This window comes from Aeromonas sp. 96A (genome assembly GCF_051919165.1).
Lineage (GTDB): Bacteria > Pseudomonadota > Gammaproteobacteria > Enterobacterales > Aeromonadaceae > Aeromonas > Aeromonas veronii.
Window position 1 is genome coordinate 3,867,950 of record NZ_JBQBFE010000001.1, and the last position, 15,509, is coordinate 3,883,458.

Below are 15,509 nucleotides of genomic sequence, written 5' to 3' on the forward strand. Positions count from 1 at the left end.
AAAATAACATAATCAGTGAGATATGTTAAACCGTCAGGAGATGACGCGGGTCGGTGAGGGAAGAATAAAGTGTCGAATGAAGCAAAATAAGGCCACCCGGATTTTTATTTGCAATAAAAAACAGAAAATCACAACCTAAAATGTATAAGTGTTTTATCCCGCTTGAATTAAAAACAATCGCTTGTTTCCAAACACAATTAAAATAGATATACACCCTCGTAGTGACCATTGTCCGGTTTAGTCGCCAGTGGATGGATTGAACCCTTTTTAGCCGCGTCGTATATACAGATTTATATGGCTGGGACGTGATGGTGTGGTACCGCAGTGTGTTGCCAGCAATAGTCGCCAAGGAGGGCATATGGAGTTGCCTGATTTTGACACCCTGAAGGAGTTGGCTGCGAGTGAGCCCTCCCGGCTGGATGCGATTCTGGAGCAGCAGATCGACCAGTTGATGGCCCGAGCGAGCCCCGATCAGCAGCGCCGTCTGCGCGGGTTGCAGTTCAAGATTGATGGTCAGCGCCGTCTGGCGAAAAACAATCTTGATAGCTGTATCCGGATTACCAACATGATGCGGGAATCTTTTTATTTGATGCGCAGCGAAATGAGCCAGTTCAGAGAAGAGGGGGACCCTCCGCCTGAAAGCGATGGCAGTGGTAAAATAATCCATCTGACGGACTATCGACGTCGTAAATAATCTGCAATAACCCCCCTTGAATGATATTTCAGCCAAATCGGTGAGGCCATAATAAAGGGGATTATTGGCGACCTGATTGTTATGGTTTTTAATGTTAGTCGTAATGTATTTGTGATGTAATCTCTTTTCTCCTTCTTGTAATAACTTATTAGTCAGGTTGTGATAGGGGTGGATGAATAACAGTAAAAGTTAGGCTAATATGGCCGAAATTTTTATTGCTACGACTCGAAGGGATTATGAGAAGTATCACACCAAGACGGGTGTTGTCGCGGGAGCAACAGACAGAGATCACCCGCATTATCGTCAAGGTGGGTCAGATGTTGGCCCAGTTCGGGGCGGAGAGCCGGATCATCGAGCAGACCACGGTGCGGCTGGGGATGGCGCTGGGGCTGGAGAGTGTCGAGATGGCCATCTCTTCCAGTGCCATCGTGCTCACCAGCCTCTATCAGGGGGGCTGTGTTACCACTACCCGGCGGGTGCGTGAACATGGCATCAACATGCAGGTGGTGTGCGAGATCCAGCGGATCTGCATCATGGCGGAGAAAGAGCTGATCGGTGCCCGTGAAGTGCGCCAGCGGCTCGAGGCCATCGTCCCCTTTCACTATCACCCCTGGCTGGTGGTCCCCATGGTGGGGCTCTCCTGTGGTGCCTTTAGCCTGCTGTTTGGCGGTGACTGGCCCATCTTCCTGGTGACCTGTTTCTCGTCTGCCGTGGCGATGCGGGTGCGCCAACTGATGGCCCGCCATCACCATAGCCCGCTCATCAACTTTGCCGCCACCGGCTTTATCGCTACTTTGCTCTCCTCCTGCGCCACCTTCTTCAACTGGGGTGACCAGCCTTATCTCGCCATGGCGGCCAGCGTGCTGCTGCTGGTGCCGGGCTTTCCGCTGATCAATGCGGTCTCCGACATGGTGAAGGGCTACTTCAACATGGGGCTGGCCCGCTGGGGGACCGCGACCCTGCTGACCATCAGCGCCGCCATAGGTATCATTTTGGCCATGTCGGTCACCGGGATCTGGGGGTGGAAAGTATGATGGATTTGCTCTGGCTACTGGCCAAGGATGCCTTCTGGTCCTCCATTCCGGCGGTGGGGTTTGCCATGCTGTTCAACGTGCCGCCACGGATGCTGAAGTATTGCGCCATGGGCGGCGCGCTGGCTCACAGCTTGCGTACCTTGCTGATCCACTATGGTATGCCCATCGAGTGGGCGACGCTGGCGGCGGCGACCACGGTCGGCTTTGTCTGCGTCTACTGGTCGCGCCGTCTGCTGGCACCGCGTCCGGTGTTCAGCGTTGCCTCCATCATTCCGATGATCCCGGGCAGTTATGCGTTCAAAACCATGATTGCGGTGGTAGAGCTCAATATCAACGGCGTGACCATGGAGTTGATCCAGAGTGCGGTGGAGAACGGCCTCAAGGCGCTGTTTATCGTCGGTGCCCTCAGTTTCGGTTTGGCGATCCCCTCTCTGGTCGTGTACCGTAACCGCCCCATAATCTGACAGACGGTGAGAGGCCCCATGAAGATTTCCATGATTGCCGCCATGGCCCACGACAGGGTGATCGGCAAGGACAACCAGATGCCCTGGCATCTGCCTGCCGATCTGGCTCACTTCAAGCGTGTCACCCTCGGTAAACCGGTATTGATGGGGCGCAAAACCTTCGAATCCATCGGTCGACCGCTGCCCGGACGGCGCAATCTGGTGATCAGCCGCAATCCCGACTATCAGGCTGAGGGCATTGAGGTGGTGGGCTCCGTCGAGGCGGCGCTGGCGCTGTTGGCAGGCAGCTCGGTGGAGGAGTTGATGGTGATCGGTGGTGGTCATCTCTATGCCGAGATGTTGCCGAGCGCGGATTGTCTCTACCTGACCCGCATCGATCTGGCGGTGGAGGGGGATACCCGCTTCCCTGCTTTTGACGATGGTCAGTGGCAACGCGTTGATTGCGAGAGCCACCCTGCCGATGAGAAGAACCCGCACCCCTATAGCTTCGAGACCTGGCAGCGCCGCTGACGGACGAATGCCAATGGGCAAATAACAACAAGGGCATCTTCGGATGCCCTTGTTGTTTTGTTGGGTTTTCAAGATGGGATTAGATGCCTGAGCCGTCGTTCTCGCCACTTTCCTCGTGCAAACCGCACTCGCGCTTGAGGCCGAAGAAGCGGGTCTGCTCCTCGCTCATGCCCGGCTCCCACTTGGCGGTGGTGTGGACATCGCCCACCGAGAGATAACCCTGCTCCCACAGCGGGTGGTAGGGGAGGTCGAACTCCTTGAAGTAGTAGAAGACATCCTTGTTGCTCCAGTCGATCACCGGCAGGAACTTGAAGCGGCCGCGCTGGATGCCCAGCACCGGCAGCTTGCCACGGCTGCCGGACTGCTCCCGGCGAAGGCCGGAGAACCAGGTCTGGGCCTCCAGCTCACGCAGGGCGCGGTCCATCGGCTCCACCTTGTTGAGCTGGTTGTAGCGGGTGATCCCCTCTACCCCCTGCTCCCACAGGAGGCCAAAGCGCGCCTCCTGCCAGGCCGGGCTGAGCTCGGCTCGATAGATCTTCAGGTTGAGCGCGAGACGTTCGGTCAGCTCGTCGATAAAGCGGTAGGTCTCCGGGAACAGATAACCGGTATCGGTCAGCACCACGGGCACGTCGGCTCGCTCGCGGCTTACCAGATGGAGCATCAGCGCTGCCTGAATGCCGAAACTGGATGAGAGCACATGCTCCCCCGGCAGATTGGCCAGGGCCCAGCGCACCCGTTCTGGGGCGCTCATGGTATCCAGCTCCCGGTTGAGGGGCGCCAGCGCCTCGACTTGCTCTTCACGGCCGAGGGCCAGCAGTGCCTGCAGGTCAAGGCGGCCATCTTCAGTGACATTAAGCGGCATAGAAGTCCCTCGCAGAATCGATAACGGGCGCAATCACCCCAACCCGGATCACGAAGTCGCCGAAGCACTCACCCTGATTTCGCTCGGTGGCCCAGCGGCCGATCAACGCGTCGAGTTCGGCCAAAATCTGCGGCTCGGTGATGTTCTCCTGATAGAGGCGCGGAATGCGGGTCCCCTCCAGATTGCCCCCCAGATGCAGGTTGTAGCGGCCCGGCGCCTTGCCCACCAGACCCACTTCCGCCAGCATGGCGCGGCCGCAGCCGTTGGGGCAACCGGTGACCCGGAAGATGATGGCGTCATCCGCTAGCCCATGTTTGGCCAGCAGCCCTTCGATGTCGGTGACAAAGGCGGGCAGCATGCGCTCAGCCTCGGCCATCGCCAGCGGGCAGGTGGGCAGGGCCACGCAGGCCATGGACTGCTTGCGCTGCTCGCTCACGCCGTCATCCAGCAGGCCGTATTGGCGTGCCAGCCCTTCGATGCGGGCTTTCTCGCTGGCAGGCACCCCGGCGATGATCAGGTTTTGGTTGGCGGTCAGGCGAAAATCCCCCTGATGCACCTTGGCGATCTCCAGCATGCCGGTCTTGAGCGGCTTGCCCGGGAAGTCAAGCAGGCGGCCATTCTCGATAAACAGGGTGAGGTGATGCTTGCCGTCGATCCCCTCGACCCAACCGAAGCGATCGCCCCGGCTGGTGAACTCATAGGGACGAACCGGCTCGAACTGGATGCCGGCGCGGTTTTCCACCTCGGCCTTGAAGGCCTCGACCCCCACCCGTTCAAGGGTGTACTTGGTCTTGGCGTTCTTGCGGTTGACCCGGTTGCCCCAGTCGCGCTGGGTGCTGACCACGGCGGCCGCCACCTCCAGCACGTGAGAGAGAGGAATAAAGCCAAAATCGCTCGCCTTGCGCGGATAGGTGCTGGTGTCGCCGTGGGTCATGGCCAGACCCCCGCCCACCAACACGTTGAAGCCCACCAGCTTGCCACTTTCGGCAATGGCTACGAAGTTGAGATCGTTGGCGTGGATGTCAACGTCGTTGTGGGGCGGGATCACCACAGTGGTCTTGAATTTGCGCGGCAGGTAGTTGGACCCCAGGATCGGCTCCTCGTCCTGCCCCAGTTTTTCACCGTCCAGCCAGATTTCCACGTAGGCGCGGGTCTTGGGCAGCAGATGCTCGGAGATCTTCTTGGCCCACTCGTAGGCCTCCTGATGCAGCTCGGACTCCACCGGGTTGCTGGTGCAGAGCACGTTGCGGTTTACATCGCCCGCGGTGGCGATGGAGTCGATACCTGTGCTGTTGAGGGTCTGGTGCATCAGCTTGATGTCGCGCTTCAATACCCCGTGGAACTGGAAGGTCTGTCGGGTGGTCAGGCGGATGCTGCCGTAGAGGCTGTGTTCTTCGGCGAACTTGTCGATGATCTGCCACTGGGCCGGGGTGATGATCCCACCCGGCAGGCGGGCACGCAGCATGACGTTGTGCAGTGGCTCCAGCTTCTGGGCGGCGCGCTCCGGGCGGATGTCGCGGTCATCCTGCTGATACATGCCGTGAAAGCGGATCAGCTGGAAGTTGTCGCCGTTAAAGCCGCCGGTGAGCGGGTCCTGCAGATCTTGCTCTATGGTGCCGCGCAGGAAGTTGCTCTCGCGCTTGAGGCGCTCGTTGTCGGCCAGCGGCCCTTCGACCGGTCCCGCTTTTGGGTGAGAAAGAGGTTGTTTGCTCATCAATAGACATCCCTTTGATAACGTTTGGCACGACGCAATTCGCTCAAATACTCTTCTGCTTCCTCACGGCTCTTGTGGCCGTGTTCGGCAATTACATCCAGCAGGGCCTCCTGCACATCCTTGGCCATCTTGTTGGCGTCGCCACACACATAGAAGTGAGCGCCTGCTTCCAGCCACTGATAGAGCTCAAGCCCTGCCTCACGCAGACGGTCCTGCACATAGATCTTGTTGGCCTGATCCCGGCTGAAGGCCAGGGAGATCTTCGACAGCAGCCCCGATTTCACATAACGCTGCCACTCCACCTGATAGAGGAAATCCTGGGTAAAGTGGGGGTTGCCGAAGAAGAGCCAGTTCTTGCCCTCGGCACCTTGGGCTTCCCGCTCCTGCATAAAGGCACGGAACGGGGCGATGCCGGTGCCCGGACCCACCATGATGACGGGGGTATCTGGGTTGGCAGGCAGGCGGAAGTTGTCGTTGTGCTCCACGAATACCCGCACCTCGCCATCCTCAATCAGCCGATCCGCCAGATAGGAGGAGGCGGCGCCGCTGCGCACTGTGCCATCTTCCTGTGGATAGCGCACCACGCCGACGGTCAGGTGCACCTCCTCTTCCACCTCGCTCTGGGCGGAGGCGATGGAGTAGAGGCGCGGGGTGAGGGGGCGCAGCAGGCCAACCAGCTGCTCGGCAGTGAGGGCGGTCGGGAAGCGTTTCAGCACATCCACCACCTGGGCAGAGGCGACCAGTGCATTGACCTGGGCCTTGTCGCCAGCCAGATCTTTCAGCGCCGCATTATCCGATATGTCAGCGAGCCCTGTGATAAAGCTGCCGTGCAGCCGGGTCAGTTCGAAGTGACTGGTCAGGGCTGCGCGCAAGGAGCCGTGGGCCGTGGCTTCATCGCCAGAGAGGCCGGTCAGGGCCAGCACTTCGCCCACCAGTTCGGCGTCATTGTCGAACCAGACACCGAGGGCATCACCCGGTTGATAGGTGATGCCGGAGTCGGCCAGATTGATCTCGATATGGCGGATATCCTTGGTGGAATCCCGGCCGGTGATCTTCTGATTGACCGACAGGTGGGCAGGGAAGGGGTTCTCCTTGCTGTATTGGCTGTGGCCAACCGCCTGCTGCACCGCGTTGGCTACGCTGCTGCTGGCCACACCGGTAGAGAGGGTCGTGGCAATGGCGTTGAGTGCCTGCTCGCCCCAACTCTTGGCCGCATCCTGATAACCCACATCGAGGCTGGCGAGCTCATAAATGCGCTCAGCCCCTGCTTTGGCGAGGAAGTCGTCGAAATCTTTGCCGGTCTGGCAGAAAAATTCGTAGGAGCTGTCACCCAGCCCCAGCACCGCGAACTTGAGGCCGTCCAGCTTGCCAATCTTGCCTTTTTTAAGCTGCTCGAACAGATCGACGGCGCTCTCCGGCGGTTCACCCTCCCCGTAAGTGCTCACTACCACCAGCAGATGGCTCTCTTTCTTGAGCTGCTTGGGTTTATAGTCGGCCATCGACGCTAGGGTGACCGGTAGACCGCGGGCCTCGGCCTGCGCCTTGATGGCAGTGGCGACCCCTTTGGCGTTGCCAGTCTGGGAGCCGTAGAGAATGGTCAGGCTGCCGCTGGGCGCAGCCACGGCGGCGCTGGCTGCAACGCTCTGCTGACCGGTCTGGGAGAGGCCGTAGAGATATCCGCTCACCCAAGCCAGTTGCTGGGTATTAAGGGTCGAGAGTACCTGGCCCAGCTGACGTTGCTGCTCGTCAGAGAGGGGGGATAGGTTGAATGGGGAATCCTTCAATTGCATCACACGCGTCTTCCATGGTCTGATTTTTGGCCAGATTAAAGGGCGTGTTGGATAACAACAAAGAATAAAAATATCTTCTTTATTCCATTATTGAATTTATAAAGTGATTTGGCGGTAAAGAAGATAGAAAAACGCCCCGCTGTTGCGGGGCGTTTTCAAGCTATCGCGCTCGGGATGGATCCCGGCGGGCATGAACCTTATTTCTGCGGACGCAGGGCCGGGAACAGGATTACGTCGCGGATGGTGTGGCTGTTGGTGAACAGCATGACCAGACGGTCGATACCGATACCCTGACCGGCAGTCGGCGGCAGGCCGTGTTCCAGCGCGGTGACGAAGTCGGCGTCGTAGAACATGGCTTCGTCGTCGCCAGCTTCTTTCTGATCAACCTGATCCTGGAAGCGCTTGGCCTGATCTTCAGCATCGTTCAGCTCGGAGAAGCCGTTGGCCAGCTCGCGGCCACCGATGAAGAATTCGAAGCGGTCGGTTACGTCCGGGTTCACGTCGTTGCGGCGAGCCAGCGGAGAAACGGCGGCCGGGTACTCGGTGATAAAGGTCGGTTGCAGCAGCATGTGCTCCACGGTCTCTTCGAAGATCGCGGTGATCACGTGGCCCAGCTCCCAACCCTTCATCAGCTCGATGTGCAGACGCTTGGCAACGGCCTTGGCGCTCTCGAGGGTAGCCAGATCATCCAGGGTCACATCCGGATTGAACTTCAGAATGGACTCGACCATGGTGAGGCGCTGGAACGGCTGACCGAAATCGATGGTCAGGCCCTCTTCGCCCTCTTTGGCGTAACGGATCTTGGTGTCGCCCAGGATGTCCTGCGCCAGGGTGCGCAGCAGCTCTTCGGTCAGGTCCATCAGATCGATGTAGTCGGCGTAGGCCATGTAGAACTCGATCATGGTGAACTCGGGGTTGTGACGAACCGAGATACCTTCGTTACGGAAGTTGCGGTTGATCTCGTAGACACGCTCGAAACCACCAACCACCAGACGCTTCAGGTAGAGCTCCGGAGCGATACGCAGGTACATGTCGATGTCCAGCGCATTGTGGTGAGTGACGAACGGACGCGCGGAGGCACCACCCGGGATGACTTGCATCATCGGGGTTTCCACTTCCATGAAGCGCTTTTCGTTGAAGAACTTGCGGATACCGGCAACCACCTGGGTGCGGATCATGAAGGTCTTGCGGGACTCTTCGTTGGCGATCAGATCCAGGTAGCGCTGGCGGCAGCGAGCTTCCTGGTCGGTCAGGCCTTTGTGCTTCTCGGGCAGCGGACGCAGCGCCTTGGTCAGCAGGCGGATATCGGAAACGTGAACGGAGAGCTCACCGGTCTGGGTCTTGAACAGGGTACCTTCGACACCCACGATGTCGCCCAGATCCCACTTCTTGAACTGCTCGTTGTAGAAACCTTCCGGCAGGTCGTCACGGGTGACGTAGACCTGGATCTTGCCGGCCATGTCCTGCAGGGTGGCGAAAGAAGCCTTGCCCATGATCCGGCGGGTCATGATGCGACCGGCAATCTTCACCCGTTTACCCAGGCTCGTCAGCTCCTCGGCGCTTTTGTCGTCGAACTCTGCGTGCAGATCGCCAGAGAGGCTGTCGCGACGGAAGTCGTTGGGGAAAGGATTACCCTGGGCGCGCAGGGCGGCCAGCTTGGAACGACGCTCGGTCATCTCGTTGTTGAGTTCGAGAGTTTGGTCGACTTCCGGAGTGATGGTTTGTTCAGACATGGTGATTCCTGCTTGTTTACAGACCTGATTTCAGGCTGGCTTCGATAAACTTGTCCAAGTCACCGTCGAGCACCGATTGGGTATTACGGGTTTCGACGCCGGTGCGCAGATCCTTGATACGGGAGTCATCCAGCACATAGGAACGGATCTGGCTGCCCCAACCGATATCAGACTTGGTCTCTTCCAGGGCTTGTTTCTCAGCGTTCTGCTTCTGAATTTCCAGCTCGTAGAGCTTGGCTTTCAGCTGCTTCATACACTGGTCTTTGTTTTTGTGCTGGGAACGGTCGTTCTGGCACTGTACCACGACACCGGTCGGAACGTGGGTAATACGCACCGCGGATTCGGTTCGGTTAACGTGCTGACCACCGGCACCGGAGGCACGGTAGACGTCGATCCGCAGATCCGCCGGGTTGATCTCGATATCGATATCGTCGTCGATCTCGGGGTAGACGAACACAGAACAGAAGGAGGTGTGACGGCGGCCACCGGAATCGAACGGAGACTTGCGAACCAGACGGTGTACGCCGGTTTCGGTACGCAGCCAGCCGAACGCATATTCGCCGGTGAACTTGATGGTGGCGGATTTGATACCAGCCACGTCGCCTTCGGAGCATTCAATCAGCTCGGGCTTGTAGCCGTGGGCATCGCCCCAGCGCAGGTACATGCGCAGTACCATGTTGGCCCAATCCTGTGCTTCGGTACCACCGGAGCCGGATTGAATATCGATATAGCAGTCGGAGCCGTCGTGCTGACCGGAGAACATGCGGCGGAACTCGAGATCCACCAGCTTGGCTTCCAGTTGTTCGGATTCGGCGATGGCTTCGTTGAAGGTCTCTTCGTCTTCCCCTTCCACGGCCAGGCTCACCAGCATCTCGACGTCATCCACGCCCTGGGTCAGGGTGTCGATGGTGCCGACCACGTTTTCCAGCGCAACGCGCTCTTTGCCCAGCGCCTGTGCGCGCTCGGGTTCATTCCATACGTTCGGCTGTTCCAGCTCGGCGTTGACCTCTTCTAGACGCTCTTTCTTGGCGTCATAGTCAAAGGTACCCCCTAAGAAGCTCGGTCCGCTCAGACAGCTCCTTAAGTTTATTTAATACGGGATTAACTTCGAACATCGTGAAAACTCTCAGGGTCGATGTGATTTAAAAACGGGATATTCTAGCCAATTGTGGAAGGAATAAACAGGGTTGCCTTGGCTTGTGCGGCTCATGCCGTCAATTTCTGGTGCACTTTTCTCCACCTCGGTAGAAAATATCGCCCGCCGACCCATTTTCAGGTTCAGTTTTGGCCATTCGGGTCGCTAATGACTACGTGTAGTGTTGTGCAATTTAGGGAAAAACCCGCTCCTCACCTCAATAAGAAGAACACATGATGAAAAACCTGTCACTCAAGCAGAAGATACTGTTGTCAGTGGTGATCGCCCTTTCGTTGGTGATTTTGTTGCTCTCCTGGCAGAGCTATAGCAGCCAGAAGTCCCTGTTGCTGCAAGGCAGCCAGGAGCAGTTGCAACGGCTGGGTACCCAGCAGGCCGAGCGTGTCAGCGACTGGCTCGCCGCCCGTCGCGACGTGATCCAGGCGCTCGGCAACAAGGCCGGTGCCGACCCCCTCAATGCCTTGCAACAGGCACAAGTTTCCGGCCGTTTCCAGCTCACCTATTTCGGTGAGAGCAGCGGCAAGATGAATGACTCAGATCCTTCCATCAACCGCGATGGCTACGACCCGCGCTCTCGTGGCTGGTATCAGGAGGCGATGAGCAAAGGTGGCCTGATTGTCACCAAACCCTATCTCGACGTGGCTTACAACATCATGGTGGTGACTCTGGCCCAGCCGGTTTCTGGCGGGGTAGTCGGTGGTGACCTCTCCATCGCCTCGCTAGTGGAAGACGTGACCAAGATGCAGCTGCCTGCCGACGGTTTCGCCATCATGATGCACAAGGATGGCACCATCATCGCCTACAAGGATGCTGCCAAGGCGATGAAACCGGCCAGCGAGATCGACAACGATCTGACCAACGCGCTGATCGAGCAGAGCAAGTCGAGCAAGGATCTGGTGCCGGCCTATTTCGACAACGAAGGTCGCGACAAGCTGCTGTGGGCGGTTGATATCCCCGACACAGACTGGGAACTGGTACTGGTGCTGGACAAGGCCGCGCTGGAAGCGCCGCTCTCCTCCCTGCTGATGACCCAGCTGGGGATGGCGCTGCTGGTGCTGGTGGGTAGCATCCTCGCTATCTCCTGGCTGGTCAGCATGCTGCTTGGCCCGCTCACCAAGGTCTCCCAAGCACTGGCCCGCATTGCCGATGGTAATGGCGATCTGACCCAGCGCATCAAGATCGACGCCAACGACGAAGTAGGCCAACTGGCCAACAGCTTCAACCGTTTCGTCGGCAGCCAGCATCAGCTGATCGGCAATATCCGTCAGCTGGCCAACGAGTTGAACGCCGATGCCGAGCGCAGTCTGGTGACCAACCAGGCCGCGGTGGACGAGCTGCAGCGTCAGCAGCAGGAGGTGACCATGGTCGCCACGGCGGTCACCGAGATGGCTAGCGCCACCATGGAGATCGCCGGCAACGCCGAGAACACCGCCGCCGCTGCCCAGCAATCTGCCCAGAGCAGTGAGCAGGGCAAGATGCTGGTCAACAAGACCCGCCAGTCCATCAATGGTCTGGCCGAAGAGGTGGGGCAGGCTACCGAGGTGATCGGAGAGCTGAGCCGTCACGCGCAGGCCATCACCAGCATTCTCTCCACCATCCAGGGGATTGCCGAGCAGACCAACCTGCTGGCGTTGAACGCGGCCATTGAAGCGGCCCGTGCCGGTGAGCAGGGGCGTGGTTTTGCGGTGGTCGCTGATGAGGTGCGGGTGCTGTCGCGCCGTACCCAGGACTCCACCCAGCAGATCCAGTCCACCATCGAGACCCTGCAACAGACCACTGCCCGCGCGGTGAGCCTGATGCAGACCAGTCAGGGGCTGGCGGACAACAGCGTGCAGGATGCGGATCAGGCGGTGCGCGCTCTGGAAGAGATCACCAGCGCCATCTCCCTCATCTCCGACATGGCGGGCCAGATCGCCACCGCCGCCGAGGAGCAGACTCAGGTGACCGGTGAGATCACCCAGAACACCACCGCCATCAAGGATGTGAGTGACGAGATCACCGCATCTGCCATGCGCGATCTGGATCAGGCCCACAGCCTCAAAGGGCGTGCTGCTGACCTTAACCAGCAGGTGTCGACCTTTATCCTGTAAGGTGCACGTCCCGGCCTGTTCCGGCTGAGATAAACAAGCCCCGCCCTCTGTCGAGTGCGGGGCTTTTTGTTGTTCGGGGGAGTGCGGGATGTGGGGATTCCGGGTTTTCTGAGTTGCTCGCGGGCCACCTTGGTGGCGGATGCGAGCCCCGGCTCTGCCTGCGTCTGCTGGCGAGTAGAGAGCAAGCAAAGAGCCCACCGAAAGGTGGGCTCTGATCATATACGTCTGACGGAAAGGGAATTACAGGAATGGCATCGCCATAAACAGCTTGATCACCATGGCGTTGATGATGTCGATAAAGAAGGCGCCCACCATGGGCACCACCAGAAACGCCAGGTGGGAGGGACCGAAGCGCTGGGTAATGGCCTGCATGTTGGCGATGGCTGTCGGGGTGGCCCCCAGGCCAAAGCCGCAGTGACCTGCCGCCAGCACGGCCGCATCGTAATTTTTGCCCATGACCCGGAAGGTGACGAAGATGGCGTAGAGTGCCATCGCCACTGTCTGGGCGGCCAGCAGGATGAAGATAGGCAGCGCCAGGCTGGCCAGATCCCACAGTTTCAGGCTCATCAGTGCCATGGCGAGGAACAGCGACAGGCTGACGTTGCCCAGCAGGGAGACTTCTCGATCGCTCACTTCATGCCAGTTCAGCAGGGTCAGGACGTTGCGCAGCAGTACGCCGACAAACAGCACGCAGACGAAGATCGGCAGCTCGAAGGCGCCCCCTTTGAGCGAGGCGGAGAGCAGCTCGCCGCCCTTGAGGCTGATGGCGATCAGTGCCAGCGTTTCGATGACGCTGAAAGTGGTGAGGGGGCGCTCCATGTCGGGCATTTCGAAGCCCTGGGGGGCCTCATCCTGATTGTGCTCCTCACCGGGCACCTGCACTTTCTTCACCAGATAGCGAGCCACCGGGCCGCCGATCAGGCCGCCCAGCACCAGACCGAAGGTGGCACAGGCGATGGCGAGTTCGGCGGCGGATTGCACCCCGTATTTCTCGGAGAAGGTGGCACTCCAGGCCGCCCCGGTGCCGTGGCCGCCGGAGAGAGTGATGGAGCCGGCCAGCAGCCCCATGTGGGGATCCAGACCGAGCAGGGTCGCCAGACCGACACCCAGACTGTTCTGCACCAGCAGCAGGCCGGTGACCACCATCAGGAAGGTAACCACCGCCTTGCCGCCGCGTTTCAGGCTGGCGAGATCGGCGGAGAGACCGATGGAGGCGAAGAAGGCCAACATCAGCGGGGTTTGCAGGCTGGTATCAAATTGCAGCTCCATCTGCAGGGTGGAGCGCAGCAGCAGCAGTACCAGCGCGACCACCAGGCCGCCGGCTACCGGTTTGGGGATGTTGAAGGTACGCAGCAGCCCGACTCGGGTAACCAACACCCGGCCAAGCAGCAATACCAGAGTGGCAGCGACCAGCGTTGCGTAGGAATCAAGTTGTAACATTCAGTACTCCCATGTTGATTGGCTGTGTCTTTCATAGCAAAAGACTTACAGATTCAGCCGGGATGAAAACAGTGTGGCTTATGTGCCAGCAAAGAAGGGGAAACATCTCCCCGCCCCAGGAAAGATGGGGCTTGTGCGGGCCTGAAATGCTCAGGCATCCAGATGAGATTTTAGTAAAATCCGGCGGATTGTAGCAAAAAGCATCGTTTAATTCCATCTTTGTCGTATTAATGCTCGTTTTAGTGGTTTATTGTGACATTTAACACTATGTGGGTAGAGGGCAGAAAAGCCGAAAAGGGTGCATGGAACGGCTGTCATTTGGGGCGCCAGTCTCTATAATTCGCCGGTTTCCGCTGCATGCAGAGGCTCTGGCGGGCGTTGACATTGTGGTTCACCCCGACATGGTTCATGTTTTGGCGGTGTTCACTTCATCAAGAGGAGAGGGTGTGAAGAAGTCTATCTACATTGCCTACACAGGCGGCACCATTGGGATGCAGCGTTCCGATCACGGCTACGTGCCGATGGCGGGCTTTATGGAAGACTGTCTGGCGCGGATGCCCGAGTTCCACCGCCCCGAGATGCCGGATTATCATATCCACGAATATGCGCCCCTCATCGACTCCTCCGACATGACCCCGGCGGATTGGCAGCGTATCGCCGAGGACATTCGCGACAACTACGAGAAATACGATGGCTTCGTGATCCTGCATGGCACCGACACCATGTCGTTCACCGCCTCGGCGCTCTCTTTCATGCTGGAAGATCTGCACAAGCCGGTCATCATCACCGGTTCCCAGATCCCGCTGGCCGAGTTGCGCTCCGACGGTCAGCAGAACCTGCTCAACGCCCTCTATATCGCGGCCAACTACCCGATCCACGAGGTGACGCTGTTCTTCAACAACCAGCTCTATCGCGGCAACCGCAGCAAGAAGGTGCACGCCGATGGCTTCCACGCCTTCGATTCGCCCAACTATCCGCCGCTGCTCAATGCCGGGATCGCCATTTCGCTGGAGGCGGGCGAGCTGGGCGTGCCCTCCGAGCGGCCGCTGGTGCTGCACGACATCACCCCCCAGCCCATCGGCGTGGTGACCCTCTATCCGGGGATCTCCAGCGAGGTGATCGCCAACATCCTGCAACAGCCTGTGAAGGCGCTGATCCTGCTCTCGTTCGGGGTCGGCAATGCGCCGCAGAACCCGGCCATGCTGGCGCTGCTCTCCGAGGCCTCAGCCCGCGGCGTCATCATCGTCAACCTGAGCCAGTGCCTGCACGGCAAGGTCAATATGGGGGGTTATGCTACCGGCAACGCCCTGTCGCGGGCCGGGGTGATCTCGGGCTTTGACATGACCGCCGAGGCTGCCCTCACCAAGCTGCACTTCCTGTTGAGCCAAGACTTGCCATTCCACCGCATTCGCGAGTTGATGCAACAATCCCTGCGCGGGGAGCTGACTCCCTGAGAAACTGTCCGCGACCTTACTGCGAAGCCGTGATCAAGGCTCATGTGCTGCTCGGAATCCTCACGTATATCTATACGCTCCGGTTCCTGCGCTGCTCTTCACCTTGCTGACGTCTTCTCGCTACAGGTCGTGAACAGCTTCTGACCTCCCTACCAGGGGGAGAGTGGAAAAAGAGGGGAGCCACGATGGCTCCCCTCTTTGCTGTGGCCGCCGCGGGCGGCCTGCCGGGTCAGGTTCAATGGTTAAGGTCGACCCGCACTATCTCTTCCTCGTCGCGATACTGACGCTTGAGCTCGCTCTTGCTCTTCATCACGATCTCGCCGTCACGACCTATGTTCATATGCTCCGGGTTGTCGAGATGCATCGCCTGCCAGGCCATCACGGCTTGCAGGGAGGTGGCCTTCTGCTCGTCGGTCAGGGGCTTGCCATCGGGCCACTTGCCCAGCTCGACTGCGGTCTTGAGCCGCTCGTACACCTCTGCGGGCATCAGCCTGATAGCTTGTAAAAACTCACCCTGTTGAAACGACATCCGGCCTTCTCCTTGAACTATTGAGCCATAAACTGCGGGATC

At 59.0% G+C, this 15,509-nt stretch carries 13 protein-coding genes; 6 read left to right on the forward strand and 7 right to left on the reverse strand.

Features of this window, described 5'->3' with window-relative positions:
• The first annotated feature begins 358 nt into the window (after positions 1–358).
• From ACTG2W_RS17965 to folA, 4 genes are all read left to right on the forward strand, one after another.
• Positions 359–694, forward strand: coding sequence for a DUF3135 domain-containing protein (locus ACTG2W_RS17965; RefSeq protein WP_047438081.1), 336 nt, complete (start codon positions 359–361; stop codon positions 692–694).
• Between the two features lie 236 nt (positions 695–930).
• Positions 931–1,728 (forward strand): threonine/serine exporter family protein, encoded by a 798-nt coding sequence (locus ACTG2W_RS17970; RefSeq protein WP_042054756.1) that lies wholly within the window; start codon positions 931–933, stop codon positions 1,726–1,728.
• Complete coding sequence (locus ACTG2W_RS17975; protein WP_026035076.1) at positions 1,725–2,192, forward strand: threonine/serine exporter family protein; 468 nt, start codon at positions 1,725–1,727, stop codon at positions 2,190–2,192. Before ACTG2W_RS17970 ends, ACTG2W_RS17975 begins: the two co-directional genes overlap by 4 nt.
• Positions 2,193–2,210: 18 nt before the next feature.
• Complete coding sequence (folA, locus tag ACTG2W_RS17980; RefSeq protein WP_047438078.1) at positions 2,211–2,702, forward strand: type 3 dihydrofolate reductase; 492 nt, start codon at positions 2,211–2,213, stop codon at positions 2,700–2,702.
• Positions 2,703–2,781: 79 nt separating this feature from the next.
• On the opposite strand, the gene ACTG2W_RS17985 is transcribed toward folA, so the two are convergent.
• The 5 genes from ACTG2W_RS17985 to prfB form a co-directional block, all read right to left on the reverse strand.
• The gene (locus ACTG2W_RS17985) at positions 2,782–3,564 is read right to left on the reverse strand and encodes a phosphoadenylyl-sulfate reductase (RefSeq protein ID WP_440016443.1); all 783 of its coding nucleotides are present in this window, start codon (positions 3,562–3,564) and stop codon (positions 2,782–2,784) included.
• Positions 3,554–5,278, reverse strand: a complete 1,725-nt coding sequence (gene cysI, locus ACTG2W_RS17990) for an assimilatory sulfite reductase (NADPH) hemoprotein subunit (protein WP_159164184.1) — start codon at positions 5,276–5,278, stop codon at positions 3,554–3,556. The genes ACTG2W_RS17985 and cysI overlap by 11 nt, the downstream gene beginning before the upstream one ends.
• Positions 5,278–7,068, reverse strand: a complete 1,791-nt coding sequence (locus ACTG2W_RS17995; RefSeq protein ID WP_440016444.1) for an assimilatory sulfite reductase (NADPH) flavoprotein subunit — start codon at positions 7,066–7,068, stop codon at positions 5,278–5,280. The genes cysI and ACTG2W_RS17995 overlap by 1 nt, the downstream gene beginning before the upstream one ends.
• Before the next feature lie 197 nt (positions 7,069–7,265).
• Positions 7,266–8,801, reverse strand: coding sequence for a lysine--tRNA ligase (lysS, locus tag ACTG2W_RS18000; protein WP_005335201.1), 1,536 nt, complete (start codon positions 8,799–8,801; stop codon positions 7,266–7,268).
• A gap of 16 nt (positions 8,802–8,817) precedes the next feature.
• Positions 8,818–9,916 (reverse strand): peptide chain release factor 2 gene (gene prfB / locus ACTG2W_RS18005; RefSeq protein ID WP_106842850.1). Its coding sequence is split into 2 segments (ribosomal slippage): positions 8,818–9,840 and positions 9,842–9,916, totalling 1,098 coding nucleotides; the frame shifts between segments, so codons are not numbered across the junction.
• Between the two features lie 256 nt (positions 9,917–10,172).
• Here prfB and ACTG2W_RS18010 point away from each other — a divergent pair.
• Positions 10,173–12,044: a methyl-accepting chemotaxis protein gene (locus ACTG2W_RS18010; RefSeq protein WP_106842849.1), complete on the forward strand. Its 1,872-nt coding sequence runs from the start codon at positions 10,173–10,175 to the stop codon at positions 12,042–12,044.
• Between the two features lie 240 nt (positions 12,045–12,284).
• Here the strand turns inward: ACTG2W_RS18010 and gltS are convergent, their stop codons facing one another.
• Positions 12,285–13,484, reverse strand: coding sequence for a sodium/glutamate symporter (gene gltS, locus ACTG2W_RS18015; RefSeq protein WP_005348115.1), 1,200 nt, complete (start codon positions 13,482–13,484; stop codon positions 12,285–12,287).
• Between the two features lie 446 nt (positions 13,485–13,930).
• On the opposite strand from gltS, the gene ansA reads away from it, so the two are divergent.
• Complete coding sequence (ansA, locus tag ACTG2W_RS18020; RefSeq protein WP_106842848.1) at positions 13,931–14,938, forward strand: asparaginase; 1,008 nt, start codon at positions 13,931–13,933, stop codon at positions 14,936–14,938.
• 235 nt (positions 14,939–15,173) lie between these two features.
• Here ansA and ACTG2W_RS18025 read toward each other — a convergent pair whose 3' ends face one another.
• Positions 15,174–15,467: a YeaC family protein gene (locus ACTG2W_RS18025; RefSeq protein WP_106842847.1), complete on the reverse strand. Its 294-nt coding sequence runs from the start codon at positions 15,465–15,467 to the stop codon at positions 15,174–15,176.
• Positions 15,468–15,509: the final 42 nt, after the last annotated feature.

Coding starts and splice junctions, on each gene's coding strand:
- ACTG2W_RS17965 (WP_047438081.1), top strand. CDS start 359: ATGGAGTTGCCTGATTTTGACACCCTGAAGGAGTTGGCTGCGAGTGAG.
- ACTG2W_RS17970 (WP_042054756.1), top strand. CDS start 931: ATGAGAAGTATCACACCAAGACGGGTGTTGTCGCGGGAGCAACAGACA.
- ACTG2W_RS17975 (WP_026035076.1), top strand. CDS start 1,725: ATGATGGATTTGCTCTGGCTACTGGCCAAGGATGCCTTCTGGTCCTCC.
- folA (WP_047438078.1), top strand. CDS start 2,211: ATGAAGATTTCCATGATTGCCGCCATGGCCCACGACAGGGTGATCGGC.
- ACTG2W_RS17985 (WP_440016443.1), bottom strand. CDS start 3,564: ATGCCGCTTAATGTCACTGAAGATGGCCGCCTTGACCTGCAGGCACTG.
- cysI (WP_159164184.1), bottom strand. CDS start 5,278: ATGAGCAAACAACCTCTTTCTCACCCAAAAGCGGGACCGGTCGAAGGG.
- ACTG2W_RS17995 (WP_440016444.1), bottom strand. CDS start 7,068: ATGCAATTGAAGGATTCCCCATTCAACCTATCCCCCCTCTCTGACGAG.
- lysS (WP_005335201.1), bottom strand. CDS start 8,801: ATGTCTGAACAAACCATCACTCCGGAAGTCGACCAAACTCTCGAACTC.
- ACTG2W_RS18010 (WP_106842849.1), top strand. CDS start 10,173: ATGAAAAACCTGTCACTCAAGCAGAAGATACTGTTGTCAGTGGTGATC.
- gltS (WP_005348115.1), bottom strand. CDS start 13,484: ATGTTACAACTTGATTCCTACGCAACGCTGGTCGCTGCCACTCTGGTA.
- ACTG2W_RS18025 (WP_106842847.1), bottom strand. CDS start 15,467: ATGTCGTTTCAACAGGGTGAGTTTTTACAAGCTATCAGGCTGATGCCC.